Origin of the sequence: Streptosporangium sp. NPDC002721, assembly GCF_042888905.1 — a bacterium.
GTDB lineage: Bacteria > Actinomycetota > Actinomycetes > Streptosporangiales > Streptosporangiaceae > Streptosporangium.
Window position 1 is genome coordinate 491,688 of sequence record NZ_JBIAQI010000001.1, and the last position, 26,593, is coordinate 518,280.

The 26,593-nt window shown below is 72.4% G+C and carries 17 protein-coding genes; 8 read left to right on the forward strand and 9 right to left on the reverse strand.

What is annotated here, in order from left to right; all coding sequences use genetic code 11:
* The first annotated feature begins 123 nt into the window (after nucleotides 1–123).
* Together ACFYWM_RS02005 and ACFYWM_RS02010 are read left to right on the forward strand one after the other, a co-directional pair.
* On the forward strand, nucleotides 124–1,044 hold the full coding sequence (locus tag ACFYWM_RS02005; RefSeq protein WP_389907402.1) for an NADP-dependent oxidoreductase: 921 nt from the start codon (nucleotides 124–126) through the stop codon (nucleotides 1,042–1,044).
* Complete coding sequence (locus ACFYWM_RS02010) at nucleotides 1,041–1,739, forward strand: GNAT family N-acetyltransferase (protein ID WP_389907404.1); 699 nt, start codon at nucleotides 1,041–1,043, stop codon at nucleotides 1,737–1,739. The genes ACFYWM_RS02005 and ACFYWM_RS02010 overlap by 4 nt, the downstream gene beginning before the upstream one ends.
* Nucleotides 1,740–1,911: 172 nt before the next feature.
* On the opposite strand, the gene ACFYWM_RS02015 is transcribed toward ACFYWM_RS02010, so the two are convergent.
* From ACFYWM_RS02015 to ACFYWM_RS02050, 8 genes are all read right to left on the reverse strand, one after another.
* Nucleotides 1,912–2,685, reverse strand: a complete 774-nt coding sequence (locus tag ACFYWM_RS02015) for a TetR/AcrR family transcriptional regulator (RefSeq protein WP_389907406.1) — start codon at nucleotides 2,683–2,685, stop codon at nucleotides 1,912–1,914.
* Between the two features lie 27 nt (nucleotides 2,686–2,712).
* Nucleotides 2,713–4,440, reverse strand: coding sequence for an ABC transporter ATP-binding protein (locus ACFYWM_RS02020; protein ID WP_389907408.1), 1,728 nt, complete (start codon nucleotides 4,438–4,440; stop codon nucleotides 2,713–2,715).
* A complete protein-coding gene (locus ACFYWM_RS02025) occupies nucleotides 4,437–6,155 on the reverse strand; it encodes an ABC transporter ATP-binding protein (protein ID WP_389907410.1) in 1,719 nt (572 codons plus the stop codon). The genes ACFYWM_RS02020 and ACFYWM_RS02025 overlap by 4 nt, the downstream gene beginning before the upstream one ends.
* A 346-nt stretch (nucleotides 6,156–6,501) precedes the next feature.
* Nucleotides 6,502–7,470, reverse strand: coding sequence for a GlxA family transcriptional regulator (locus ACFYWM_RS02030; RefSeq protein WP_389907413.1), 969 nt, complete (start codon nucleotides 7,468–7,470; stop codon nucleotides 6,502–6,504).
* Between the two features lie 215 nt (nucleotides 7,471–7,685).
* Nucleotides 7,686–8,807 (reverse strand): substrate-binding domain-containing protein, encoded by a 1,122-nt coding sequence (locus ACFYWM_RS02035; RefSeq protein ID WP_389907415.1) that lies wholly within the window; start codon nucleotides 8,805–8,807, stop codon nucleotides 7,686–7,688.
* A 66-nt stretch (nucleotides 8,808–8,873) separates the two neighbouring features.
* A complete protein-coding gene (mmsB, locus tag ACFYWM_RS02040) occupies nucleotides 8,874–10,163 on the reverse strand; it encodes a multiple monosaccharide ABC transporter permease (protein WP_389907417.1) in 1,290 nt (429 codons plus the stop codon).
* A 5-nt stretch (nucleotides 10,164–10,168) separates the two neighbouring features.
* A complete protein-coding gene (gene mmsA, locus ACFYWM_RS02045; protein ID WP_389907419.1) occupies nucleotides 10,169–11,716 on the reverse strand; it encodes a multiple monosaccharide ABC transporter ATP-binding protein in 1,548 nt (515 codons plus the stop codon).
* 575 nt (nucleotides 11,717–12,291) lie between these two features.
* The gene (locus ACFYWM_RS02050) at nucleotides 12,292–13,305 is read right to left on the reverse strand and encodes a LacI family DNA-binding transcriptional regulator (protein WP_389907421.1); all 1,014 of its coding nucleotides are present in this window, start codon (nucleotides 13,303–13,305) and stop codon (nucleotides 12,292–12,294) included.
* 526 nt (nucleotides 13,306–13,831) lie between these two features.
* On the opposite strand from ACFYWM_RS02050, the gene ACFYWM_RS02055 reads away from it, so the two are divergent.
* The 3 genes from ACFYWM_RS02055 to ACFYWM_RS02065 all read left to right on the forward strand — a co-directional run bounded on the left by ACFYWM_RS02055 (nucleotide 13,832) and on the right by ACFYWM_RS02065 (nucleotide 21,932).
* Nucleotides 13,832–19,525: a GH92 family glycosyl hydrolase gene (locus tag ACFYWM_RS02055; RefSeq protein WP_389907423.1), complete on the forward strand. Its 5,694-nt coding sequence runs from the start codon at nucleotides 13,832–13,834 to the stop codon at nucleotides 19,523–19,525.
* A 260-nt stretch (nucleotides 19,526–19,785) separates the two neighbouring features.
* Complete coding sequence (locus tag ACFYWM_RS02060; protein WP_389907425.1) at nucleotides 19,786–20,754, forward strand: NAD(P)-dependent alcohol dehydrogenase; 969 nt, start codon at nucleotides 19,786–19,788, stop codon at nucleotides 20,752–20,754.
* 221 nt (nucleotides 20,755–20,975) lie between these two features.
* Entirely contained in the window at nucleotides 20,976–21,932 is a 957-nt protein-coding gene (locus ACFYWM_RS02065; protein WP_389907427.1) for a cyclase family protein, read from the forward strand.
* A gap of 9 nt (nucleotides 21,933–21,941) precedes the next feature.
* Here ACFYWM_RS02065 and ACFYWM_RS02070 read toward each other — a convergent pair whose 3' ends face one another.
* On the reverse strand, nucleotides 21,942–24,758 hold the full coding sequence (locus ACFYWM_RS02070; protein WP_389907429.1) for an ATP-binding protein: 2,817 nt from the start codon (nucleotides 24,756–24,758) through the stop codon (nucleotides 21,942–21,944).
* Between the two features lie 263 nt (nucleotides 24,759–25,021).
* Here ACFYWM_RS02070 and ACFYWM_RS02075 point away from each other — a divergent pair, with 263 nt between their 5' ends.
* The 3 genes from ACFYWM_RS02075 to ACFYWM_RS02085 all read left to right on the forward strand — a co-directional run bounded on the left by ACFYWM_RS02075 (nucleotide 25,022) and on the right by ACFYWM_RS02085 (nucleotide 26,545).
* On the forward strand, nucleotides 25,022–25,378 hold the full coding sequence (locus ACFYWM_RS02075; protein ID WP_389907431.1) for a VOC family protein: 357 nt from the start codon (nucleotides 25,022–25,024) through the stop codon (nucleotides 25,376–25,378).
* 64 nt (nucleotides 25,379–25,442) lie between these two features.
* A complete protein-coding gene (locus ACFYWM_RS02080; RefSeq protein ID WP_389907433.1) occupies nucleotides 25,443–26,054 on the forward strand; it encodes a glyoxalase in 612 nt (203 codons plus the stop codon).
* 149 nt (nucleotides 26,055–26,203) lie between these two features.
* Nucleotides 26,204–26,545 carry a hypothetical protein gene (locus tag ACFYWM_RS02085; RefSeq protein ID WP_389907435.1) on the forward strand — a complete coding sequence of 114 codons (342 nt, stop codon included), beginning with the start codon at nucleotides 26,204–26,206 and terminating at the stop codon, nucleotides 26,543–26,545.
* Nucleotides 26,546–26,593: the final 48 nt, after the last annotated feature.

Here is a 26,593-nt window from a genome sequence, read left to right on the forward strand (position 1 = left end):
CCGTTCCCGTCTCCCGGCCGTTCCCCGTCGTCTGGTCGTTCCCGCCCCCCCGGCCGGAGGGCGGGAATAAGATTCTTATCTCCACTATTCATGTAGGAAGAGTAGAGATAAGAGAGGAACGACATGCCGAAGGCGTACACGTACACCCAGCACGGCGGGCCCGAGATGGAGGCGTTCGCCGACCTTCCCCGGCCGGTCCCCGGGCCCGGCCAGCTGCTGGTCGCGGTGCGGGCGGCGGGGGTCAACCCCGTCGACTGGAAGCGGAGGACAGGCTACCTGCCGCCCGGCGCGCCGGCGGTCGAGCTGCCGGCCGTCCTCGGCGGCGAGGTCGCCGGGGTGGTCGAGGAGGCCGGCGAGGGCGTCGAGGGGTTCAAGCCCGGTGACGCGGTGTTCGGCAACCCCCTCACCGGCGGCTACGCGGAGTACACGCTCCTGCCGGTCGAGCTGGCCGCGCACAAGCCCGGCGCCGTGTCGTTCGCGGACGCCGCCACGTTGCCCATCGCGGCGGCCACCGCCTACGACGGCGTGCACCAGCTCGGGCTGCCTCCCGGCGCCACCCTGCTGATCGTCGGCGTCGGCGGCGGGGTGGGCGTGGCCGCGGCGCAGATCGCCCGCGACGCCGGGCTCAAGGTGATCGGCACCGCGAGCGCCGCCAAGAAGGACTTCGTCGAGGAGCTCGGCGTGGTCCACGTCGAGCCGGGGCCGGACGTCGCCGACCGGGTGCGGGCCGCGGCCCCCGGCGGGGTGGACGCGATCTACGACCTGGTCGGCGGGGACGCGCTGGAGGCCGTGGCGGGCCTCCTCGCCGACCCCTCGAAGCTGATCACCGCCGCCGACCGGGACACCGTGGCGCGGCTCGGCGGCTCGCCCGTGGCGCGCAAACGCGACCGCGAGGTGCTGGAGGCGGTGGCGAAGCTCGTCGAGCGGGGCGTGCTGCGGCCGTACGTGACCGCGACCTTCCCGCTCGACGAGGCGGCCGAGGCGCTGCGGACGGTGGAGGCCGGTCACGCGCGAGGCAAGATCGTCGTCGAGGTGGCCGGGTGAGCGAGCCCCACCCGCTGGACAACCCCGCCCGGTCGTCCCTGACCGGGCCGCACGCGTACCTGGCCGAACGGTACGGCAACGTGCTGCGCTACCCGGTCGACGTCTCCCCGTTCGTCGCCCTGCCCGCCGAGCCGGAGGCCGCCGACTGGGACGAGCTGGCGGCGCTGGCCGGTCCCGGCGGCCTGGTCCCGCTCGCGGGCGTGCGCGTCCCGCCGCCGGACGGGTGGGAGGTGCAGGTCATCGGGGAGGGGGTCCAGCTCGTCGAGGACGGCGTGGCCGCCCGTCCGGACGACGAGGCCGTCCGGCTGGGCGCCGAGGACGTACCGGAGATGCTGGCCCTCGCGGCGCGGACCAAGCCGGGGCCGTTCCTGCCCCGCACGGTCGAGCTCGGCACCTACCTGGGCATCCGGCGCGGCGGCGCGCTGGTCGCGATGGCCGGTGAGCGGCTGCACCCACCGGGCTGGACGGAGATCAGCGCGGTCTGCACCGACGAGGCGTTCCGGGGCCAGGGGCTCGCGACCCGGCTGGTGCTCGCCGTCGCCGCCGGCATCCGGGACCGGGGGGAGGGAGTCTTCCTGCACGCGGTCGCCACCAACACCGGCGCCATCCGCCTGTACGAGTCGCTCGGGTTCCGGCTCCGCCGTACCGTCACGTTCGTCTCCGCGCGCGTTCCCGGAAAGGTGCCGGTCGCGTGAGCGTGGAGCCGGCCGCCGCCGAGGTCGTCACGCTTGCCGGCGAGCCGGCACAGGGGAGGCCGAGGACGGGCGAGACCGAAGCAATCCGCGTCCCTCGATGTCCTTCCGCGTCTCTCGATGTCCCTTGATTTCCCTTGATGTCCCTCCGGTGCCGTACGGCCGCCGGAGGGGTTCAGGAGTGGTCGAGGCGGGCTCGCACCCCGTCCAGGAAGAGCGCGAGCTTGGCGCGGAACCAGTCGTGCGGATCGCCTTCGATGATGTCGCGGACGATTTCCGCGAAGGGGGCCGTGTCCGGGGCGAGGTCCTCGCCCGCCCACGCCTCGCGCAGCAGGTCGCGGCGCGTGGACACCTCCCGCGCCTCCCGCTCCTCCCGCGGCCCTCGCTCCTCCCGTTCCTTCCGCGCCTCGCCCGGTCGTACCTCGCCCGGTCGTACCTCGCCCGGTCGCGCCTCGCCCGGTCGTGTCCCGCTGAGGCGCTCCCAGCCGACGTAGACGTCCGCGGCCAGGTCGGTGACGGTGTCGACGGCGAGCACGGCCAGCCCGGGAGGGAACCCGAACCGGGTCAGCTCCCGTACGGTCGCGTAGAAGGCGTGCGTGATGGCGGGCGGGGTGCGTTCGAGGTCGCGGATCTGTTCGGCCATCCCCGGGTGGGCCGCGAAGATCCCCCAGACGGCGTCCGCCGTGCTCTCCAGGTAGGCGCGCCAGTCGTCCCCGGCCTCGGGCCAGTCGGCCCTCCGGACGGCGAGGTCCATCGCGGCGGTCACCAGCGCGTCGCGGCTCGGGACGCGCCGGTAGAGCGAGGAGTGCTTGACCCCGAGCCGGTCGGCCACCGCGTTCATGGTGAGGTCGCGGAACCCGACCGCGAGGGTCGCCTCGGCCACGTCATGGAGACTGAAGGTGGGCTTGCGCCCCCGGCGCGGGCCGGAGCGGGCGGGTACGGCGCTCATGACCTCCATCATCCCGTTCCCGCCCGGTCAGGAGGACAGCAGGCGCCACCCCAGCGCCCGGTGGCGTTCGCGCCAGAAGTCCGCGTACCTGCCCTCCAGGGACAGCAGGGTCTCGTGGTCGCCGGACTCGGCGACCCTTCCCTCGTCGAGGACGAGGATCTGGTCGGCGGCCATCACGGTCGACAGGCGGTGGGCGATCACCAGGAGGGTCTTGTCGGCGGCGAGCGCGCGCAGGGCGTCGCCGATGGCGGCCTCGTTCTCCGGGTCGAGCGCGGCGGTCGCCTCGTCCAGGAGCACGATGGGGGCGTCCTTGAGGATCGCCCGGGCGATCGAGACGCGCTGGCGCTCGCCGCCCGACAGGGCCGCGCCGCTCTCGCCGACCCTGGTCCGCCAGCCGTCCGGCAGCCGCTCCACGATCTCGTCGACCCGGGCCAGCGCGGCGGCGTGCCGTACCTCCTGCCGGGTGGCGCCGGGGCGGCCCAGGCGGATGTTCTCCTCGATGGTGTCGTCGAAGAGGTAGACGTCCTGGAAGACGAGCGACAGGCGGGACATCAGCTCCTCGGTGGTCAGGTCGCGGACGTCGTGCCCGTCCACCCGCACGGTTCCGGTCCCGGTGTCGAAGAAGCGCGCGATGAGCCGGGTGACGGTGGTCTTGCCCGACCCCGAGGGGCCGACCAGCGCGGTCAGCGTCCTCGGCGGGATCCGCAGGCTGACGTCGCGGAGCACGGGAGCGCCGCCGTAGCCGAAGGTGACGTGGTCGAACTCGATCGCGAGGGCCTCCCCGGCGACGGCCTCCGGGGGCGCGGCCGGTTCCGGCAGTACGGGGACGGCGAGGATCTCGGTGAAGCGGACCATGTTGTTGCGGCCCACCCGCAGGGCGCCCCCCAGCTCGGCGGCGAGCACCAGCGGCTCGGTGAACCGGGTGGCCAGGGCGAGCAGGGCGAGCAGCTCGGCCGCGTCCAGCGAGCCTCCCAGCACCAGGAACGTGCCGAGGGCGAGCAGCACGACGTAGGCCGTGTGCACGGAGAGGGCGTTGAGCCCCAGGGCGGGCACGACGCCGGTGATCGAACGGCGCGCCGCCCGGTGCTGGTCCCGCAGCGCCCGCTCCAGCTCGTCGTAGGAGGCCCCGGTACGGCCGAAGCCGCGCAGGACCGCCTGCGCCTGCGCGTACTCCACCACCCGGCCGCCCGCCTCGGCCGAGGTCGCGTCCACCAGATGGTCGACCCTCTCCGAGAGCCGTGCCGTGAGGCGGTAGGTGAGCGCCAGGAGCACGCCGGTGACGGCGAGCGCGGTGCCGAGCCGCCAGTCGAAGAGGAAGCTCACCAGCACCACGGTCGCGGGGGTGACGTAGGCGGTGACCAGCGGCTGGAGCAGGTGCGCAGGCACGCCCATCACCACGCGTACCCCCTGCACGACCAGCCGGCCGATCCGCCCGATCCGGTCGGCCTCGAACCAGCCGAGCGGGAGGGCCGCGAGGTGGTCCCCGAGCCGGTGGTAGAGGGTCCGCGACAGTTCGAGGCCGGCGGAGAAGCCCATCACCGCCTGCCGGTACTGCAGCACGGCGCAGACCGCGACGGCGACGGCCAGCGCCGCGAGCCACGGCCACGCCCGCGCCGCCTCACCCGCGAACAGGGCGCGCAGCACGGGGACGACCAGCGCGAAGGCGAGCCCCTGCGCGACCGCCAGGCTCACCAGGGTGAGCAGGTAGGCGCGGACCCGGCCCGCTCCCACGAGCTCCATCAGCATCCGGATCATCGCGTCTCCTCGGGTACGGCGGCCTTCTCCCACATCGACCGGTACGGTCCTTCTCCGGCCAGCAGGTCCTCGTGGCGGCCGCGCTGCACCACGCGGCCCCGGTCCATGACGACGGTCTGGTCGACGCCCGTGACCGTGTGCAGCCGGTGGGCGATGACGAGCACGGTGCGCCCGGCCACCAGCGCGGAGAGGGCGTCCTGGATCGCGGCCTCGGACTCGGGGTCGGCGTACGCCGTCGCCTCGTCGAGCACCAGGATCGGGGTGTCGGCCAGCAGCGCGCGGGCGATGCTCACCCGTTGGGCCTCGCCGCCGGACAGGTGCGCGGCCTCGCCGACCACCGCGTCGTAGCCGCCGGGAAGGGCGAGGATCCTGTCGTGGACCCGCGCGGCGCGGGCCACGGCCTCGACCTCGGCGTCCGTCGCGCCGGGGCGGCCGAGGCGGATGTTGTCGCGCACGCTCATCCGCAGCAGCCGTACGTCCTGGAAGACGGTCCCGACCAGCCGGTGCAGCTCCTCGGCCGGGATCCGGCGGACGTCGGCCCCGCCGATGAGGACCCGGCCGCGCGTGGGATCCCAGAAGCGCGGCAGCAGCCGGGAGAGCGTCGACTTGCCCGACCCGGAGGGGCCGACCAGGGCGGTGACCGTGCCGGGCCGCAGGGTGAGGGTGATGTCGTGCAGGACCTCGGAGTTCCCGTCGTAGGAGAAGCCGACCGCCTCGAACTCCACGGTGTGCCCCTGCGGTGAGACCCGCTCCCGGGCGAGGGGCAGCTCCTCCGCGTCCAGCACGGCGGCCACCCGCCCGGCCGCCTCGCGCGCCTCCTGCATCGCGCCGATCCCGAAGCCCAGGCCGATGATCGGCTGTCCCAGACCTAGGCCGAGCAGCGCGAACGGCAGCACGTCCACGGGCCGCAGCGACCCGGCCGAGACGAACAGCGTGCCGGCGACGAGGACCAGCAGCAGCATCGTCACCGGCGCGATGGCGTTCTGCGCCGAGGCCTCGATGCGGGTCATGGGCTCCACCCAGCGCCGGAACCGCGCGGAGAAGTCGTCGGCGGCCTCGACGAAGCGGCGGTGCGACCTGCGCGCCTGGCCGAAGGTCTTCACCACGGCGATCCCGTTCACGAACTCGACGGCCGCCGTGTTGATCCGGTTGGTGGCGTCGTTCATCTCGGCCAGCTTGGTCTGGCAGCCGCGCATCATCACCGCGTAGGCGGCCAGGTACACCGGCAGCGTCGAGGCCGTCACGAGCGCCATCCGCCAGTCCACCCAGAACAGGTAGGCCAGCGTCAGGACCGGGACCACCACCGCCGACACCAGGTCGAGCACGGCGTGCCCGACGAGGTGGTGCAGGTTGTGGACGTCGTCCTGCACGGCCTTCTTCACCTCGCCGGAGGTCCGCGCGGTGAACCAGCCCAGCGGCACCCGCCCGATCCGCCGCACGATGTCGCGGCGCAGCCACAGCTGGAGGTCGACGTCGGCCAGGTGGGTGACGGTGGCCGCCGCGCCCATGGCGACCGTCCTGACCACCAGGCCCGCGATCGCCGCGACGACGATCGTCCGGACGCGCCCCTCGTCCACGGGAGCCGGGCCCAGCAGCTCGCGGGCGAGCTCGGCGACCATGATGTACGGGGTGAGGCCCGCGGCCGACGCGACGACCTGCAACGCGGCCGCCACCCCCAGCCGGGGGACGACCGGGCCGAGGATCCTCCCGAACACCCCGCGAGGCCGGGAGCCCGGGGCCCGAGGCTCCGCCGGGTCCGGGTCCGGGTCCGGGTCCGGGTCCGTGTCCGGGTCCGGGTCCGTGTCCGGGTTCGGGTTCGGGTTCGGGTTCGGGTTCGTGGACGGGGACGGGGACGGGGACGGGGACGGGGACGGGGACGGGGACGGGGACGGGGACGGGCCGGTCGCGGTGGCCGGACGTCCTCGCGTTGTCGGATCGGCCTGCTCGGCCGGGGTCGTCGGCATGCGCACCTCGCCTCTCAGGCGGTCCTCACCAATTGGCGACAGCATGTTGCGAAATGGGACCACGCGTCAAGGAGAGCCGAGGAAGGGTGGGGTCCCCCTATTGGGAGTCCTGCGACCGGGCCTGGCGGTAGCGGGCGGGGGAGACGCCGAACTCGGCGACGAACGACTGCCGGAGGCTCTCGGTGGAGCCGAACCCGCAGCGGGTCGCGATGTCCGCCACGGAGAGGGACGACGAGACGAGGAGCTGCTCGGCCGCCCGCGTGCGCGCGTGCCTGATGAAGCGGCCGGGTGTCCTGCCCAGGTGCTCCAGGCTGAGCCGGGTCAGGTGGCGCTCGCTCACGTTCAGCTGGGCGGCCAGTCTCGCGGGGCTCAGGTCGCCGTCGAGGTTGCTGACGACCTGGTCGACCACCTGCCGGATCAGCGGGTGTTCCGGCGGCGGCGCGCCCACGAACATGCTGATCTGCGCCTGGTCGCCCGGCCGCTGCAGGTACGTCACCAGGGCGCGCGCCACGATGCGGGCCAGGTGGGGGCCGTGGTCCTCCTCGATGAAGGCGAGCGTCAGGTCCAGGGCGCTGGTGACGCCGGCCGCGGTCGACACGTGTCCCTCGCGGATGTAGAGCGGGCACGGGTCGACGGTGACGTTGGGATGGTGGGCGGCGAGCGTTCCCGCGTACCTCCAGTGCGTGGTGGCGCGACGCCCGTCCAGCAGCCCGGCGGCGGCGAGCAGGGTCGCGCCCGTGCACACCGACGCCACCCGCCTGCTGACCGCGGCGAGCCGGCGGATGTGCGCCAGGAGCACGGGATTGCCCGCGGCGGCCTCGTGGCCGATCCCGCCGGAGACGACCAGGGTGTCGAGCGGCCCGGTGACGCGTTCGAGGGCCACCTGGCTCTCCAGCGTCAGGCCCGAGTCGCAGGCCAGCGGCCTGCCGCCCGAGGTGGCGAGACGGGTCAGGTAGCGGGGAGCCGCCCCCAGCTCGTTGGCCATGTGGAGCGGCGTGGTCACCGAGGCGATGTCCAGCAACTCCGACTGGGGGTACCCGATCACGACGGTCAGCCGCTCGTCCATGAATGCCCATCCTGCCGGAGAACCGACACGAATCCTCAGTTTACCGACAGGATCGTGACCGGCCACGGTTCGCACGACCGGCTGTGCCCGCGTCCTCCCCGCCAGCTGGAAGAGGTGACGTCGGTGCTCCGCCGGTGGCCGTCCGGAAACGAGTGTGGGCCCCCGGAGGCCAAGCCTCCGGGGACCCACGGGTGTGGCCTACCGGCCGGGTGCCGCTACTTGGTGAGCGGGGCCAGCTTGGGGTCGTTGGCGTACGCCTCGACGACGTTCTCCTTGGTCACGATCAGCGGCTCAAGCAGGTACGACGGGACGACCTTCACGCCGTTGTCGTACGACTTGGTGTCGTTGACCTGGGGGGCCTTGCCGGCCTGGAGGTCCTTGGCCATCTGGATGGTCTGCTTGACCAGCTCGCGGGTGTCCTTGTTGATCGTCGAGTACTGCTCACCGGCCACGATCGACTTGACCGACTCCGCCTCGGAGTCCTGGCCGGTCACCACGGGCAGGTCCTTGCCGGCGCCCTTGACCGAGGTGATGATGGCGCGGGCCAGCGTGTCGTTGGGGGAGAGCACCCCGTCGAGGGTCTTGCTGCTGTAGGTGGAGGTGAGCAGCGAGTCCATCCGGCGCTGGGCGTTCTCGGCCTTCCAGCCGTCGGTGGCGGTCTGCTTGATGTCGGTCTGGCCGGAGCCGACCACCACGGTGCCGTCGTCGATCTTCGGCTTCAGCACCTCGATCGCGCCGTCGAAGAAGACCGCCGAGTTGTTGTCGTCCGACGAGCCGGAGAACAGCTCGATGGTGTACGGGCCGTCGGCCTTCTTGGCCTTCATGCCGTCCAGCAGGGCCTGGCCCTGGAGCTGGCCGACCTTGAAGTTGTCGTACGCGATGTAGTAGTCGACCGCGTCGGTGTTCTTGATGAGGCGGTCGTAGGCGATGACGGTCGCGCCGGCGGCCTTGGCGGCCTCGACCTGGGTGCTCAGCTGCGCGGCGTCGGTCGCGCCGATGACGATGACCTTGGCGCCCTTGGTGACCATGGCCGAGATCTGCGCCTGCTGGTCGGCGACGGTGGAGGAGGCACCGGCGTACTGCACGTCGGACTTGAAGCCGGCCTCCTTCAGGCCGTTGGTGAACAGGTCACCGGCCAGGACCCAGTTCTCCGAGGTCTTCGACGGCAGCGCGACGCCGATCAGCGAGTCGGCGGCGAAGCCCTTCGCGCCCTCGGAGGCGCCCGCGGAGGCACCCGTGTCGGCGGCGGGGGTCTGCGAACGCTCGGAGGCGCAGGCGGTGAGCGACAGAAGCGCGATGGCCCCGGCCGCCACGCCCTTGACGAGGATATTGCGCATTTTCAGAGGTGCCCTTCTTAGAAGAATGACGGGGTGGAGGCCTTCCGCCCCGTCGACGGTGACCGGTTAGCCGGCCACCGGACTCTTGCCGCGGTCCTGGTCCGTCTCCGTGCCGGACGCCGGGCCGCTCGGTGTCTCCCGGCGGAACGGGCGCGTCAGCGACCCGATGACCGAGAAGCGTCCCTGCTTCTTGTTGTAGACGTCGAGCGCGACGGCGAGCAGCAGGACCAGGCCCTTGATGATCTGCACCCGGTCGGAGCCGACGCCCATCAGCTGCAGGCCGTTGTTGAGCACGGCCATCACGAGGCCGCCGACGATGGAGCCGCTGATCGTGCCCAGGCCTCCGGTGACCGCCGCGCCGCCGATGAAGACGGCGGCGATCGCGTCCAGCTCCCAGCCGATGCCGTCCTGCGGCCCGGAGGCGGCCGAACGGGCGACGAAGATCATGCCGGCCAGCGCCGCCAGCACCGACATGTTCATCATCACCAGGAAGTTGACCCGCCTGAGCTTCACGCCGGACAGCTCGGCGGCCCGCGGGTTGCCGCCGACCGCGTAGATGTGCCGGCCGCCGGCGGTGTTGCGGGTGATGAACGCGTAGATGACGACCAGGACGCCGAGGATGATCCCGGAGACCGGGAAGCTGGTCCCGATCCGGCCGCCGGCGAACTGCAGGCTCGCGAACACCACCACGACGATCGGGACGGCGACCCGGATCGCGGAGATCCACATCGGGGCGACGTCGGCCCCCATCTCCCGCCTGGTCTTGCGGGCCTTCCACTCCCTGACCACCACGGCCACGCAGACCAGCAGGCCGAGCAGGAGCGTGAGGTTGTTGTAGCCGGTGTCCGGGCCGACCTCCGGCAGGAAGCCGGAGCCGATGACCCTGAACCCCTCGGGGACGGGGATGGTGTCGGCGTTGCCGATGTACTGGTTGCCGCCCCGGAACAGCAGCATGCTGGCCAGGGTGACGATGAAGGCCGGCACCCCGACGTACGCCACCCAGAAGCCCTGCCAGGTGCCGATGAGGACACCCACCGCCAGGCCGATCAGGATGGCGAGGAACCAGGGCACCGAGTAGTCCTGCATGACCTTCGCGACCACGATGCCGACGAACGCGGCGATCGAGCCGACGGAGAGGTCGATGTGCCCGGCGACGATGACCATCAGCATCCCGATGGCCAGGATCAGGATGTAGGAGTACTGGCTCACCAGCGAGATGAGGTTGCCGGAGTTCAGCGTCAGGCCGTCGGTCAGGATCTGGAACAGCAGGACGATCGCCACCAGCGTGAAGATCATCCCGAACTGCCGGGCGTTGGAGGTCGTCCCTCCGAACAGGGACTTCTGGAGTTCTTTCACACGGCTCATGGTCGGCGTGCCTTCTTCGCTGAGGTCATCTGCTTCATCAGGAGTTCGGGGCTGGCGTCTTTCCGGTCGATGTTGCCGGTGATGGTCCCCTCGAACACCGTGTAGATCCGGTCGCACAGGCCGATCAGCTCGGGCAGCTCCGAGGAGATGACGATGACGCCCTTACCCTGGTCGGCGAGCCGCTGGATGATGCCGTAGATCTCGTACTTGGCGCCCACGTCGATGCCGCGGGTCGGCTCGTCGAGGATCAGCAGGTCGGGGTCGGTGAACATCCACTTGGCCAGCACCACCTTCTGCTGGTTGCCGCCGGAGAGCTTGGTGACCCCCTCGTCGACGGTGGGGGCCTTCACCCGCAGGCTCGTCCGGTAGCCCTCGGCCGCCCTGTGCTCCCGCACCGGGTCGATCACGCCACGGGTGGAGACCTTGGACAGCTTGGCGGCCACCATCGAGGTCTTGATGTCGTCGAGCAGGTTCAGGCCGATCGACTTGCGGTCCTCGCTGACGTACGCCAGGCCGTGCGCGATGGCGTCCGACACCGACTTCAGCACGATCTCCCGGCCGTCCTTGAGGATCTTCCCGGAGACGTAGGTGCCGTAGGAGCGGCCGAAGACGCTCATCGCGAGCTCGGTGCGCCCGGCGCCCATCAGGCCGGCGAACCCGACGATCTCGCCGCGGCGCACGGTGAAGCTGGAGTTCTTGACTACCAGGCGCTCGGCGGAGATCGGGTGGCGGACCGTCCAGTCGCGCACCTCGAAGAAGACCTCGCCGATCTCGGGGGTGTGGTCGGGGAAGCGGCTGTGCAGCTCCCGGCCGACCATGCCCCGGACGATCCGGTCCTCGTCGACGCCGTCCGCCTTGATGTCGAGGGTCTCGATCGTCCGGCCGTCCCGCAGGATGGTGATGGTGTCGGCGATCTGCTCGATCTCGTTGAGCTTGTGGGAGATGATGATCGAGGTGACGCCCCGCTGCTTGAAGTGGCGCAGCAGGTCCAGCAGGTGCTGGGAGTCGGCCTCGTTCAGCGCGGCGGTGGGCTCGTCGAGGATGAGGAGCTTCACGTCCTTGGCGAACGCCTTCGCGATCTCCACGAGCTGCTGCTTGCCCACGCCGATGTCCTTGATCAGCGTGTCCGGGTCCTCCTCCAGGCCGACCCGGGCCATCAGCTCCAGCGCCTGGCGGTTGGCGACCTTCCAGTCGATCACGCCGCCGCGGCCCGGTTCGTTGCCGAGGAAGATGTTCTCGGTGATGGACATGCCGGGCACCAGGGCGAGCTCCTGGTGGATGATCACGATGCCGGAGTTCTCGCTGGCCCGGATGTCGGAGAACCGGCTCTCCTTGCCCTGGTAGCGGATCTCGCCGGAGTAGGTGCCGTACGGGTAGACCCCGCTGAGCACCTTCATCAGGGTGGACTTGCCGGCGCCGTTCTCCCCGGCGATGGCGTGGATCTCACCGGCCCGCACCACCAGGTTGACGTCGGAGAGCGCCTTGACCCCGGGGAACTCCTTGGTGATCGAACGCATCTCCAGCAGGACGGGTGCGTCGCCCATCACCGGCTCACCCCGGTCCGGGCCCGCGCTGGGCACGGCCTCGGGGCGGTGTCGCCGTCTCTGGGCCGGCAGCGGGATCCGCGCGCGTCCGGCTGCAGGGGACCGCGCCAGGTCACCACCGACATGGTTGCCTCCGGGAGGTTCGTCATCAGTTCGTTCGCTTGCTGTGGCCTGAACCACATCGGAAGCCAGGGGCTTTCCGCAAAATCTAAATTAATTCATTCTTTTCGAGATCCGCCCGCGAGGCGGTGACGCGTGCCGCCGCCCCGTCGTGCCCGCCACCTCGCCGTACGCGAAGCCGGGGGAGGGCGGAAGTCGATGATCATAACGATTCCGGTTCCCTCCGATCGGCCATGACATCGTTGTCAGCAGGCAGCGGGTAGAGACTCCACCCGCGTTACGGGCGTGTCAATTGGACCCCTCCCAATGTGGCCATTTTGTAACGTATCGTGACGCCCAGTGAGTTTTACGGCACATGATCCTTTGGCCGGCTCCCCGGTGCGGCCCGGCGCTCCCCGGTGCGGCTCAGTGTGGCTCAGTGTGGCTCAGTGTGGCCCGGCGCGGCCCGGTGCGTCTCAGTGCAGGGAGATGCCCCGGTCGACCAGCTTGGTGGGGAGCACCACGGTGCGCGGCCACGACCGGTCCCCCCCGATCCGCAGGAACAGCAGCTCGGCGGCCGTCCTGGCCAGCTCGCGGGCGTCGTAGGCGATCACCGTCAGCGGGTACGGGACCAGGTTGGCCATGTCGAAGTCGTCGAACCCGAGCACCGCGGCGTCGCCGCCGCGCCGGTGCAGCTCCTCGATCACGCCGAGGGTGATCCGGTTGTTCAGGCTGAAGAAGGCGGTCGGCGGGTCCGGCCGGTCGAGCAGCTCGGAGACGACCCGGGCGGCCGCCACCGGATCGCGGACGCCGTCGCGCACCAGCCGGGTGTCGTACGGCGCGCCGGCCGGGGCGAGCGCGTCCTGCGCGCCGTCGAGCCGCTCGCGCATCGTGTAGACGCCGATCGAGTCGAGCAGGATGGCGATCCGGCGGTGGCCCGCCTCGACGAGCCGGGCCACCCCGGCCCGCGCGCCCCCGCGGTTGTCGAGCAGCACCGTGTCGGCGAGCAGCCCGCCGGCCGGCCGGTCGAGGAAGACCACCGGGGTACCCAGCTCGACCTCGGCGCGCATGAACGAGTGGTCGTCGCCCGCGGGCACCACGAGCAGCCCGTCGACGCGGCGGGCGCACATGTCCCGCAGCAGCTGCTGCTCGCGCGCCGGGTCCTCCTCGGAGCTGGCGATGATGAGCATCGTGCCGTGCTGGCGGGCCACCTCGGCGGCGGCCCCCGCGATCGTCGCGTAGAACGGGTTGGCGATCTCCTCGATCAGCAGCCCGATCGTGGCGGTCGCCTGCCCCGAGCGCAGCGAGCTGGCCAGGTGGTTGCGGCGGAAGCCCAGCTCGGCCACGGCGGCGAGCACCCGCTCGACCAGCTCGGGCTGGACGTGCGGCGCGTTGTTCACGACCCGCGAGACGGTCTTCAGGCTCACTCCGGCCCGGGTCGCCACGTCCACCATGGTGGGCCGCCTCGTACGGCCGCCGTCGCTGGTCATGCCACGAACCATACAGACACGTCGATCGAGGTGGTGACAACGTTGTCCAAGCCGTCGCTCCCGCGAGGACGCCGGTGCGGGCGGCGATAGCACCCGCCGCCCGGCATGCCACCCCTCTGACCGGGTCCGGAGGTCGGCCCGGGGGACACGTCCGGCCCGGCCGGGCGGCCCGGGGAAGCGGGCGGTTTCCGGGAGGTTATCCGATCAGCTCTTGACAACGTTGTCTTCCGGGGGAAACGCTGGGCCGCGATCACACCCGGGTGCGCTCCTCCGTGAGCACGCCTTCCCCCCACGTGCCCCCATGGAGCTTCCCGCATGGTCTGAGACCCATGTCCCGGCACCGGTACCGGTGACCACGCCGCCGCGTGGCGAGCCGTACCGGAATGCCGTGCCGGAGTGCCGGCGGGCGCACCCGCGCTCTGCCGCGGCCGACCGGCCGCGACGGTCTGGCTCCTCCTCCTTTTCCCCTCCTTCCCGCCGACGTTCGACGTTCTCGACGCCCCTATCGAGTCAAAAGGCACCCGCCATGTCGCATCCCCCCATCGCCCGAATCCTGTCCCTGCGGCGGTTCGCCGTGGCCACGGCACTGTCGCTGCCGCTGTGCCTGCTCGTCGCCGTACCCCCGGCGAGCGCCGCGGCCCCTCCGGGGAATTTCGGCTCCTCCTTCGAGTCGCCCGACCCGCAACCCGCGACGAGCACCGTCGAGGTCGGTACGGACGGCAAACCGATCCAGGCGAACCTGAGCGGATCGAGCCCGACCGGACTGCCCGGCAGCCTGCTCGGCCAGGTCGGCGCGGTGTCCGCGAGCGCGGAGAACCCGCCGAACGAGACCGCCGCGGCCCTCAAGGACGGCAACCCGACGACCAAGTGGCTGGCGTTCGCCCGTACCGGCTGGGCGACCTACAAGCTCGCCAAGCCCGCGGCGGTGGTGCGGTACTCGCTCACCTCCGCCGACGACGCCCCGGGCCGCGACCCCAGGGACTTCACCCTGCAGGGGTCGGACGACGGCGGCACGTGGACCGACCTGGACAGGCGGACCGGGCAGAGCTTCGGCGGGCGGTTCGCCACCAACGTCTACGAGTTCGCCAACACGACCGCCTACGAGCACTACCGGCTGAACGTCACCGCGAACTCCGGTGACTCGATCATCCAGCTCGCCGACTGGAACATCAGCGACGGCTCGGACGTCAGGCCGCCGGTCACCCCGATGGTGAGCGTCGTCGGCACCGGTCCGGTGAGCGGCCACACCATGAAGCCGCGGGCCGGGTTCACCGGAACGGCCTCGATGCGCTACTCGGGCGGCGCCGAGACGGCCGGCCGCTCGTACGCGACCAACCGGCTGTTCGACGTCGACATCCCGGTCGGGCCGAAGACCCGGCTGGCCTACAAGGTCTTCCCCGAGTTCACCGGCCAGGACGGCGGGTACCCCTCCACCTACGTGGCCCTCGACCTGCACTTCACCGACGGCAGCTACCTGAGCGGGCGCTCGCCCGTCGACCAGCACGGCTACCCGCTCACCGCCGCCGGGCAGGGCGCCTCGAAGGTGCTCTACGCCGACCAGTGGAACGCGGTGCGCTCCGACATCGGCGCGGTCGCGAACGGCAAGACGATCGACCGCGTCCTGCTCGCCTACGACAACCCCCAGGCGACCGCCTCGACCCGCTTCCAGGGCTGGCTCGACGACGTCGTCCTGACGGGCGTCCCGGCGCCGATCGACGGCTCCAGGCTGACCGACTACGTCGACACCCGGCGCGGGACCAACTCGACGGGCGGCTTCTCGCGCGGCAACAACCTGCCGATCACCGCGGTGCCGAACGGCTTCAACTTCCTCACCCCGGTCACCAACGCCGAGTCCAACTCCTGGGAGTACGACTACCAGCGGGGCAACAACGCGGCCAACCTGCCCATGCTGGAGGGGCTCGCGATCTCGCACGAGCCCAGCCCGTGGATGGGTGACCGCAACCAGATGTCGATCATGCCGGTGCCGGCCGGCGGGCCGCTCACCGGGGCTCCCAGCGGCCGGGCGCTCGCCTTCAGCCACGACGACGAGATCGCGCGGCCGGACCTCTACCGGGTCAAGCTGCAGAACGGCCTGGTCGCGGACATGACCGCCACCGACCACGGCGGGGTGATGCGGTTCGCCTTCCCGTCCGGGCAGGCCACCGGGAGCCTCGTCTTCCACAACGGCACGTTCACCATCGGCACGGACGGCACCTTCACCGGCTGGGTCGACAACGGGAGCGGCCTGTCGGCCGGGCGCAGCCGGATGTTCGTGTCCGGCACCTTCGACCGGGCGCCGACGGCGTCCTCCGCCGCGTCGGCCACCTTCGACGTCTCGGAGAAGCGGGAGGTGACGCTGCGCCTCGCGACGTCGTTCCTCTCGGTCGACCAGGCGCGCCGCAACCTCGACATGGAGGTCACCGGCAGGAGCTTCGACCAGCTCCAGGCCGCCGCCACCGCCGCGTGGAAGGACCGGCTCGGCCGGGTCGAGGTGCGGGGCGCGACCGAGACGCAGCTGGTGACGCTGTACTCGAACCTGTACCGGCTGAACCTCTACCCGAACTCGCAGTCGGAGAACACCGGCACCGCCGCCGCCCCGCGCTGGCAGTACGCGAGCCCGGTGTCGGCGCCGACCGGCACCTCGACCGCCACCCAGACCGGCGCGAAGATCGTCGACGGGCAGATCTACGTCAACAACGGGTTCTGGGACACCTACCGGACCGTGTGGCCCGCGTACTCGCTGCTCTACCCGGACGTCGCGGCCAGGATCGCCGACGGGTTCGTCCAGCAGTACCGCGACGGCGGATGGGTCGCCCGCTGGTCGTCGCCCGGCTACGCCGACCTGATGACCGGCACCAGCGCGAACGTCTCGCTGGCCCAGGCCTACCTGAACGGCGTCAAGCTGCCCGACCCGCTCGCCGCGTACGACTCGGCGGTCAAGGACGCGACCGTCGCGTCCGGGCGCAGCGAGGTCGGCCGCAAGGGCATCGAGACCTCGCTGTTCCTCGGCTACACGCCGACCTCCACCGGCGAATCGGTGTCGTGGGCGCTGGAGGGCTTCATCAACGACTACGGCCTCGGCAACATGGCCGCGGGCCTGGCCAAGGACCCGGCCACCCCGAGGGCGCGGCGCGACGGGCTCAAGGAGGAGTCGGAGTACTTCCTGCAGCGGGCCCGCAACTACGTCAACCTCTTCGACCCGGGCGCGAAGTTCTTCCGGGGCCGCGACGCCGCGGGCAACTTCCTCGCCGCCGACCCGCTGGACTGGGGCGGCGTCTACACCGAGACCAACGGCTGGAACTTCGCCTTCACCGCGCAGCAGGACGGCCGGGGACTGGCCAACCTGCACGGCGGCCGGCAGGCGCTGCGCCAGAAGCTCGACCAGTTCTTCGCCACCCCGGAGAACGCCGACAGGCCCGGCGGGTACGGCGGCACGATCCACGAGATGCTCGAAGCCCGCGCGGTGCGGATGGGCCAGCTCGGCATGAGCAACCAGCCCTCGCACCACATCCCGTACATGTACAACCACGTCGGGGCGCCGGCGCGGACGCAGGCGATCGTGCGGGAGATCCTGCGGCGCCTCTACGTCGGCGGTGAGATCGGCCAGGGCTACCTGGGCGACGAGGACAACGGCGAGATGTCGGCGTGGCACGTCCTCAGCTCGCTGGGCCTCTACCCGCTGCAGGCGGGTTCGTCCAACTGGGCCATCGGCTCGCCGCAGTTCACCCGGATGACCGTCCGGCGCAAGAGCGGCGACATCGTCGTCAACGCGGCGGACAACAGCACGCGGAACGTCTACGTGCAGAGCGTGAAGGTCAACGGCAAGACGCAGCGCGAGGTGTCCCTCGACGCCTCCGAGCTCGTCCGCGGCGGCACGATCGACTTCCGGATGGGCCCGAACCCGTCGTCCTGGGGCACCGGCGAGAAGGACGCGCCGCCTTCGCTGACCAGGGGCGAAGCGGTGCCCAAGCCATTGCAGGACACCACGGGCCCCGGTCTCGGCACCGCGACCGCGAGCGGCGGGCAGGACGCGTCGAAGCTGTTCGACGACTCCTCGACCACGCAGATGACCTTCACCTCCGGCACCCCGCAGGTGAGCTGGGCCTTCCGCGGCGGCAGGCAGACGCCGGTGTACTACACCCTCACCTCCGCGGCGAGCACGGGCGCGCCCGTGGATTCGGGAGCTTCCGAGAAGAAGAAGGGCGGCGGGAAGGGCGACCCGGTCTCCGGGGCGACCACCGGCGACCCGGTGGACTGGCGGCTGCAGGGCTCCAACGACGGGATCACCTGGGCCACGGTCGACTCGCGCAAGGGCGAGGTGTTCTCCTGGCGCAACCACACCCGGCCGTTCAAGATCGACCGTCCGGGACGGTTCGCGCAGTTCCGCCTGGCCGTGACGAAGGCCGTCGGCGGCGAGCGGACGAACCTCGCCGAGATCGAGCTGCTCGCCGGCGGCGACGTCCAGCTCGGCGGCGGCGCCATCACGGTCACCCCCGCGAGCGGCGCGAACGCGACGTCCGGCGTCGAGGCGCCGGTGGCACTCGCCTCCGTCACCGGGGGCACCGCGAGCGGCTACCGGGCCACCGTGGACTGGGGCGACGGCTCCCCGGCCACCGAGGGCACCCTGACCCTGAGCTCGCGGGGCGTGTACGAGGTCACCGGCTCGCACACCTACGACAAGCCCGGTCACTACCAGGCGAGCGTCACGGTGACCGACGGCACCGGCCAGGGGTCGGGAACAGCCGGCGTCGACGTGGCCTACGCGCCGGAGTCGAGCCTCGCCGCGGCGTTCGACACCGTCTGCGTCGGCGACGAGGGCGTTCTCGCGGCGAACTGCGACGCGAAGTCGTGGGCGTACTCGCGCGCGGCCCTCGCGGCGGCGGGCGTGACCCAGGGCGAGCGGCACGAGGTGCCGGGAACGGCGCTGCGCTTCACGCTGCCGGCGGTCCCGGCGGGGCGGCCCGACAACGCGACCGGCAACGGCAAGAAGATCGTGCTCAACCTGCCGGCCGACGCGAGGAGTGTCTCGTTCGTCGGCGCCGGCACGCAGGGCAACCAGAACACCACCGGCACGGCCACGTTCGACGACGGGAGCACGGCCGACATCCCGATCCAGATGAGCGACTGGACGCTGGGCGGCAACCCCGACGGCACGCCGTCCTACGGCAACATCGTGGTCGCCAGGACCGCGTACCGGCTGCTCGGCACGACCCGGAACAACGCGCAGCCGTTCCTGTTCGCGACCGCGCCGTACCGGATCCCGGACGGGAAGAGGCTCGTGTCGGTGACCCTGCCGGCGCAGACCGGGGAGCCGGGCTCGGCGGGCAGGATCCACGTGTTCGCCGTCGCCGACGACGGCACGGCGGGCGTCCCGCTGGCGAGCACCACTCCCAAGGACCGGAAGGCCGTCGCGGGGCAGGCCCTGTCGGCCGACCTCGGTTCGGTGACCGGCGGCGTCCCCGGCCCGGCGGGCTACCGGGCCCGCGTCCAGTGGGGTGACGGCACGGTCCCGGCCGACGTCACGGTCGGCCCGTCCGGCGCGATGAGCGGGCAGCACACCTACGCCCGGGAGGGCACCTACACGGTGCGCGTCACCGGCTGGGACACGCTGTCGAGCGTCACCGCGACGTTCACCGTGACCGTGACGCGGGCCGGGGCGCAGCCGTCGATCTCGGTGTCGGCGACCGCCCCCGTCACCGCCGGTGACCCGATCACCGTCAGGGGCAGCGGGTTCGCCGCCGGGGAGCGGGTGACCCTCAGGATCGGCACCGGTCCGGAGGACGGCTCGACGGTCGTGGCCTCGGCGAGTGGAGAGGTGCAGGCTTCGCTGACGCCGTCCGGTGACACGCTGCCCGGCCGGTACGCCGTCACCGCCGACGGCGCGTCCTCCCGGGCGGCGGCTGCGGCGACGGTCCAGGTGGCCGAGGAGCCGGTGGCGCGCACCTACCGGCCGAGGGTGATGCTGTCGACCACCTCCGGGCCGCGCGGCACGGCGATCGTCGTCGACGGTTCCGGGTTCGCGCCGAAGGAGGCGGTCACGATCGGCTTCGGTGACGGTCTCACCTCCGTCACCGTGCACGCGAACGCCGACGGCGTCATCTCCGGCCAGACCGTCAGCGTGCCGGGGACGGCGAAGCCGGGGACGACCGGCGTCACGCTGGCCGGTGCCGGCTCGAAGACCCGGGTCGAGCTGACCTTCACGGTCACCGGCTCGGACTGAGCCACCGAGGCCGCCGGTGGGCGGGCCGTCATCACGGCCCGCCCACCGGCGGCCTCCCGTTCGGTGCCGTCGCTCCTTCGCGACCGCCGGAAGCACATCCGGCCCGTACGAAGATCGGGCGGAATCATGGTATTCATGTCGGCCTGTGTGGCTCCGGGGAGAAAGCCTGTCCAGGCGCGGCGAAAAGGGTTCATGTTTAGCCAGAGTCCGGCGAATAACAGATTTCCGCCAGATGATCGGGTAATAGCTATAATTCGGTCATGAAGGCTGCGGTCCGCACCAGGTATGGCCCACCGGAAGTGGTTCGTCTCGCGGAGGCGGAGAAGCCGACGATCAAGGACGGAGAGATCCTCGTCAAGGTCCACGCGACGACGGTCAACCGCACGGACTGCGCGCTGCGGGCCGCGAAGCCCTTCATCTGGAGACTGCTCACCGGCCTCGTCAGGCCGAGGCTGAGAATCCTCGGGAACGAGTTCGCGGGGGAGGTCGAGGCGGTCGGCGCAGGCGTCACCTCCTTCAAGGTCGGCGACAGGGTGTTCGGATACAACGAGGGCGCGTTCGGGGCCCACGCCCAGTACATGTCGATCTCCCAGGACGGCGCGCTCGCGATCATCCCGGAGGGCCTCACCTACGAGGAGGCCGCCCCCAGCACCGAGGGCTCCCACTACGCCCTCACGATCATCAGGAGGGCGGGCGTCCGGAGCGGCCAGGACGTCCTCGTCTACGGCGCGACCGGGGCCATCGGCTCGGCGGCGGTCCAGCTCCTGAAAGGGCTCGGCGCCGGCGTGACCGCGGTCTGCGACACGAGGAACGTCGAGCTGGTCAGGGGGCTGGGGGCCGACAGGGTCGTCGACTACACGGCCGGGGACTTCACCAGGGACGAGCGGGAGTACGACGCCGTCATCGACGCGGTCGGCAAGAGCTCGTTCGGCCGGTGCAGGCGGCTGCTGAAGCCGCGCGGGATCTATCTCGCCTCCGACCTGGGCACCCTGTCGCAGAACCTGTTCCTGGCACTCGTCACCCCGCTGTTCGGCGGCAGGAAGGTCGTCTTCCCCATCCCGAAGCAGGGCGACCCCGAGGTGGCCCGGTATTTCAAGGGGCTCATCGAGTCCGGGGAATTCACGCCGGTCATCGACAGGCGGTATCCGCTGGAGGAGATCGTCGAAGCGTATCGGTACGTAGAAACAGGCCAGAAAATAGGAAATGTCGTAATTACTGTCGGGCATTGAGCCTTTCCCGGTGACCGCTCGTGATCGAAGCGGCGGTCTGGGCGGCGGCGAGCCACAGAGCTCCCACCGGGCCATGGGCACGGGCGCGGGTCAGGTCGTGTTCACACCCCGGCCGGGCCGCCGGCACCCGGGTCGGCCCCGGCGAGGTCAGGTCGGAGGAGAGGGCGGGATACCCTGCCTGCGGTGCCTCGAACCACGTGACCGGAGGAGTCGATGCTGAGATGACGGCAGGGCGACCGATGCCCACACTGGACGACGTGCTCGGATACTTCGACACGCTGTCGAACTGGGGGCGGTGGGGCGACGACGACGAGCTCGGCACCCTGAACCACATCACCGACGACGTCCGGCTGGCGGCGGCGCGGGCCGTGCGCCACGGCAGGAGCGTGTCGTGCGCGTGGGAGGTCTCCGTACCGGAGGACATGGAGCGGTCGACGACGACGTGCCCGTGCGCCGCCGACATGCCGGGTGCCGAGAACATGCCGGTGCCCGAGTTCCACAGCGACCGGCGCTGGGGCTTCTCGTCCGAGCGGCTCGGCATCGCCTTCCACGGCAACACCCTCACCCACGTCGACTCGCCGTGCCACATCTTCTGGGACGGCACGATGTACAACGGGCGGTCGCACTCGCTGGTCGACGCCGCGACGGGATCGGCGTGGGCGTCCGTCACGGCCGCGGCGAACGGGATCGTCACGCGTGGTGTCCTGCTGGACGTCGCGGGCGCGCGGGACGTGCCGTGGCTGGAACCGGGACAGGGGGTGTTCCCCGAGGATCTCGAGGAGGCCGAGCGTCGCCAGGGTGTGCGGGTGCGAGCCGGCGACGCGGTCCTCCTGCGGACCGGCTACGGCCGCTTCCGGCACGAGACCGGTGCGGTCGGCGGCTTCACGCAGGCCGGCTGGCACGCGTCCTGCCTGCCGTGGCTGCACGAGCGGGAGGTCGCGCTCATCGGCGCCGACACCCCCCAGGACGTCCAGCCGTCGGGGTACGAAGGCGTGCTGATGCCGGTTCACGCCGTGAGCCTCGTCGCCATGGGTCTGTGGATGCTCGACAACTGCGACCTGGAGGCGTGCGCGAGGACGGCCACCGAACTCGGCCAGTGGGACTTCCAGCTCGCGGTCGCGCCGGTCCGCTTCGCCGGTACGTCCGGCAGCCCGGTCAACCCGATCGCCACCTTCTGACCGGGGAGGTCAGGCCTTCTCCGGGGGCGTCGCGGGTCCCGGGGCGGGGGCCATCGGGGCGAGGCCGAGGCCGGCGAGCGCGGCCGCGCCGCGCTCCGCGTGGTCGCCGCCGGCGAGCACCATGCTCCGCGCGGCCTGGTAGCGGCAGCCGGCGGCGTCGAACGCGCCCGCCGTGACGAGCAGCGCCTCCCGGTCGCCGTCCAGCAGGGCCCCGGCCCGCTCCACGATGGCGGCGGCGACCGGGTTGCCGGCCACGACGCCCCGGGCTTCGGCCAGGCGGCCGCGGGCGCCGGGGCTCCCGGCCAGCACGGCGGCCTCGGCCCGCAGCGCGACGTACCAGTGGTGCCAGATCCAGGTGACCCACTTCCAGACCTGGCCGGGCTCGGGGGCCATCCGCTCCAGCGCCTCCGGTGCCCGCCCGCGGTGCAGCAGGACCATCGCGTCGAAGACCGCCCCGTAGCCGTAGGTGTGCTCCGGCGGGCTGCCGAGCCGGCCGAGGACCTCCCGCCATTCGCGCCCGGCGTCCCGGTCGCCGCGGAGGTCGTGGATCATCGCCACGGCGGCCACGGCCGGGCAGAGGATCGGCAGGGCGGGGCCGCCCGCCCGCCGCCACGCGTCGAGGAACCGGACGCTCCCGGCGAGCACCTCGCCGGCGTCGCCCGCCAGCGCGTCGGCCATCAGCAACCGGCACGTGGCGCGGTGGCCGGCCTCCGCCAGCGACGGATGGCCGGCCAGCCGGCGCGCCCACCGGCGGGCGCCCGGCACGTCCCCCGCGCCGAGGCAGGCCTCGGCGGCCATGCCGAGCGCGTCGATCAGCTCGTGGGTGCCGGCCGGCGAGACGGGAAGCGACGACAGGAGCGTGATCCGGCGCCCGGCCGTGGCCGCGGTGGCGAACGTGTCCCCGGCCCAGCTCTGGGCGCCGGTGAGCGCGTCGAGCGCGGCCGACTCGGCGAGCGGGTCGCCGGTCCGGCGGGCGAGCTCGACCGCGAGCTCGGCGCGCGCGATCGTCGCGGGCACGGCGTTGCCGGGCGGGCCCTGGGCGGCGCCGAACGCGTCGGTGAGCACCGCGGCCTCGGCCAGCGCCACCGCGGCCCGCGCGGCCGGATCGTCGCCTGCGGGCTCCCGCGCCTCGGCGATCAGCGCGAGCGCCTCCTCCCGGGACGGGACCCGCACGAACGTGGTCGAGAACCGGTACGCGATGGTGGCGGCGGTCGCCAGGTCGGCGGCGGCGCCGACGGTGTCGCCGGACTCGCGGGCGGCGTCCGCGGCCGCGCGGCGCAGGCGGTACATGTCGTCGCCGGCCGTCCGGCAGCCGGCCACGGCCGCGGCCCGCCGGAGCGCCGACGCGGCGGCGGCCGGGTCGGTCGCGAGCGCGGCCGCCTGCTCGTGGCGCCGCTGCGACTCGCCGGTCAGGTTGCGGGCGAAGGTGAGCTCCGCCAGGCGCAGGGCGAGATCGTACGCGTCCGCGCGCCGCTCCGGCCGGTCGGCCGCCCACGCCAGGGCCGCGCGGAGGTCGTCGGCCACCAGGTCGAACCGGGCCCGCCGGTCCCGCCCCGCCACCGCCAGGCCGGCGGCCTCGGCCAGGCACCAGCGAAGGTGCCGGGACCGGGCGTCGGCCAGCTCACCGGCCTCGGCGAGCCGTTCCGTCGCGTACTGGCGGATGGTCTCCAGCGCCCGGTACTCCGTGCCGCCGGGGGAGGCCGCCACCACCAGCAGGCTCTGCTCGGCGAGCCGGGCCAGCCCGTCGGCGACCGGGCCCTCCTCCGACCCGGTCACCTCCGCGGCGGCGGAGGCGGTGAACGGCGCCACGAACACCGACACCCGGCGCAGCAGCGCCCGGTCGGCCGGCTCCAGCAGGGCGTGGCTCCAGTCCAGCGCCGCGCGTACCGACCGGTGCCGTTCGTCGGCGCGGGAGCCGCCGGTGAGCATCCGGAGCGGGTGGGACAGGGCGGCGGTGATGCCGTCCAGCCCGAGCGCGGGATGCCGGGCGGCGGCCAGCTCGATCGCGAGCGCCATCCCGTCCAGCCGCTCGCAGATCGAGGCGACCCGGTCACGCGACGCGGGGTCCGGCGGCCGGCCGGCCGCCGCCGCCCGCTCCATGAACAACGCGACCGCGTCCGACCCGCCGCCGGTGGCCAGCGACAGCGGCGGGACCGGGTACACCCGTTCGAACGGCACCATCAGCCGGGCCCGGCTGGTCGCCAGCACCGTCACGCGAGGACACGCCGCCAGCAGCCGCCCGAGGAACAGCGCCACCCCGTCCAGCACCTGCTCGCAGTTGTCCAGGACCAGCAGGGCGTGACGGTCGGCCAGCGCGGCGACCACGGACTCGGCCAGGTCGCGGCCCGGCTGCTCGCCGAGGCCGAGCGCCCCGGCGACCGCGGCCGCGATCATCCCCGGATCGGCGACCGGGACCAGGTCGGCGAACCACACCCCGTCGGCGTACTCACCGGCCGCGTCCGCGGCCACCGCCAGCGCGAGCCGGGTCTTGCCCACCCCGCCGGGACCGGCCGCGGTGACCTGGCGGTGCGCCCTGACCATCTCGCCCAGCTCGGCCCGCTCGCCCGCCCGGCCGACGAACGAGGTCAGCGCGGCAGGAAGGACCGGCGCCGGGCGGGAGGGGCCGGGACCGGCCCGCTCGGGCGCCCGCCGGGCGAGCGCCCGCCGGTCCGGTACCTCCAGCTTGCGCAGCAGCGAGGAGACGTGGCTCTCCACGGTACGCACCGAGATGCACAGCCGGGCCGCGATCTCGGCGTTGCTGAGATGGGCCCCGACCAGTTCCAGCACCCCGGCTTCCCGAGGTGAGATCTCCACTCCTGCCGTCACTGTCCCAGTTTGCCGCATCCCCTCCGCGCGCCCTTCGGTAATGGCCGCCGTGCGCGGGGGTCCGTGCGCGGGTCCGTGCCGTCGGTCGGTGGCCGGTTCCGTGGCCGGTTCCGTGGCCGACTCCGTGGCCGGTTCCGTGGTCACCACGGATGTGGACCGGGCGGGCCGGGAGAGAGGCTGTGAACACGAACACGGCGGGTCGACGTGGCCCAAGACCAGACGTGACCCGCGACCAGACGTGACCCACGACCACAGGAGTGACCATGACCGGCTCTTCCACCCGGGGAATCAGGACCGTGCTGCACCCCGTGTCCGACCTGGCGAAGGCCAGGGCGGTGTACGCGGCCCTGCTCGGCGTCCCGCCACAGACCGACTCGCCCTACTACGTCGGTTTCGAGGCCGAGGGCCAGCACATCGGGCTGGTGCCGGGCGGCGGGCCGCAGGACATGACCTCGCCGGTGGCCTACTGGCACGTACCGGACATCGAGGCGAAGCTGGCCGACCTGGCCGCCGCGGGGGCCACCGTGCGGGAGCCCGCGCACGAGGTCGGCGGCGGCCGCCTGACGGCCACCGTCACCGACCCCGACGGCAACGTGCTCGGGCTCCTGCAGGACCGGTGAGCACCCGCCGTTTCCTGGCGGACGCCGACACGACGACGAACCCACCTCCCCCGAAGGACCTGCCATGACCTCTCTCGAATCCGTCACCCTCGAGGTGTCCGACCCCGCCGCGGCGAACGCCTTCTACGACGCCCTCGGCCTGGACCCCTACGTGGACGTACGCGCCTCGGACGCGCCGGCGACCGGCTTCCGCGGGTTCGCGCTGTCACTCGTGGCCTCCCAGCCGGGCGACGTCGACGCCCTCGTCGACGCCGCCCTCGACGCCGGCGCCACGACGCTGAAGCCGGCCACGAAGAGCTTCTGGGGGTACGGCGGCGTCGTGCGCGCCCCCGACGGGACGATCTGCAAGATCGCGACCTCACGGAAGAAGGACACCGGCCCCGCCGCCCGGCGGATCGACCAGGTCGCGCTCCTGCTGGGAGTGGCGGACGTCAAGGCGAGCAGGCGTTTCTACGTCGGCCGGGGCCTGGCCGTGGCGAAGAGCTTCGGCGGCAGGTACGTCGAGTTCGACACCCCGTCCTCGGCCGTCACGCTGGCGCTCTACCCGCGCCGCGCCCTCGCCAGGGACACCGGCCTCCCCGAGGAGGGCGGCGGATCGCACCGGATCGTGATCGGCGGCGACGCCGGGCCCTTCACCGACCCGGACGGGTTCGTGTGGGAGGCCGTGCCCGCCTGAGGCGGGGGCTTCTCACGGCGACGGGAGACGGGCCGGGGCCGTGCGGCGCCGTACGTGCGGATGGTTTGCCGCACCTCTCGCCGGGCAGGCGGCCGAAGATCGGAGATGTCGTCTCCGGTCGTCGTCGGCGCCGAGGAGGTGCGATCCCGATGAGCGTGCACACACTGTCCGTCGCGTTCAGCTGGGCACTGCTGGCGGTCGGATGCGTGATCGCCGCGCACAGCGTCCACGTGCTGGTGACGGGCCGGGCCCCGCGCGTGGTCGCCGGGCCGGGCCACGTCCTGCGGGTGAGGCTGTACGCCTGGTCGATGCTGTTCTTCGCGCTCTTCGCCGTCTCGACGGCGTCGCCCCGGCTGCTGGGCTGGACAGACGAGCTGTCGCTCACCGTCTTCACCCTGCTCGCGCTCGCCTTCGCGGTGGTGGCGCTCGCCCTGATGGCGAAGGCGAAGAAGGTGCTGACCTCCACCACCTCGCGCGACCGGGAGGCGTGACGACGCCTCACCGGGCCCGCCCGGCGGCCACCGGTCCGGAGAGGGAGC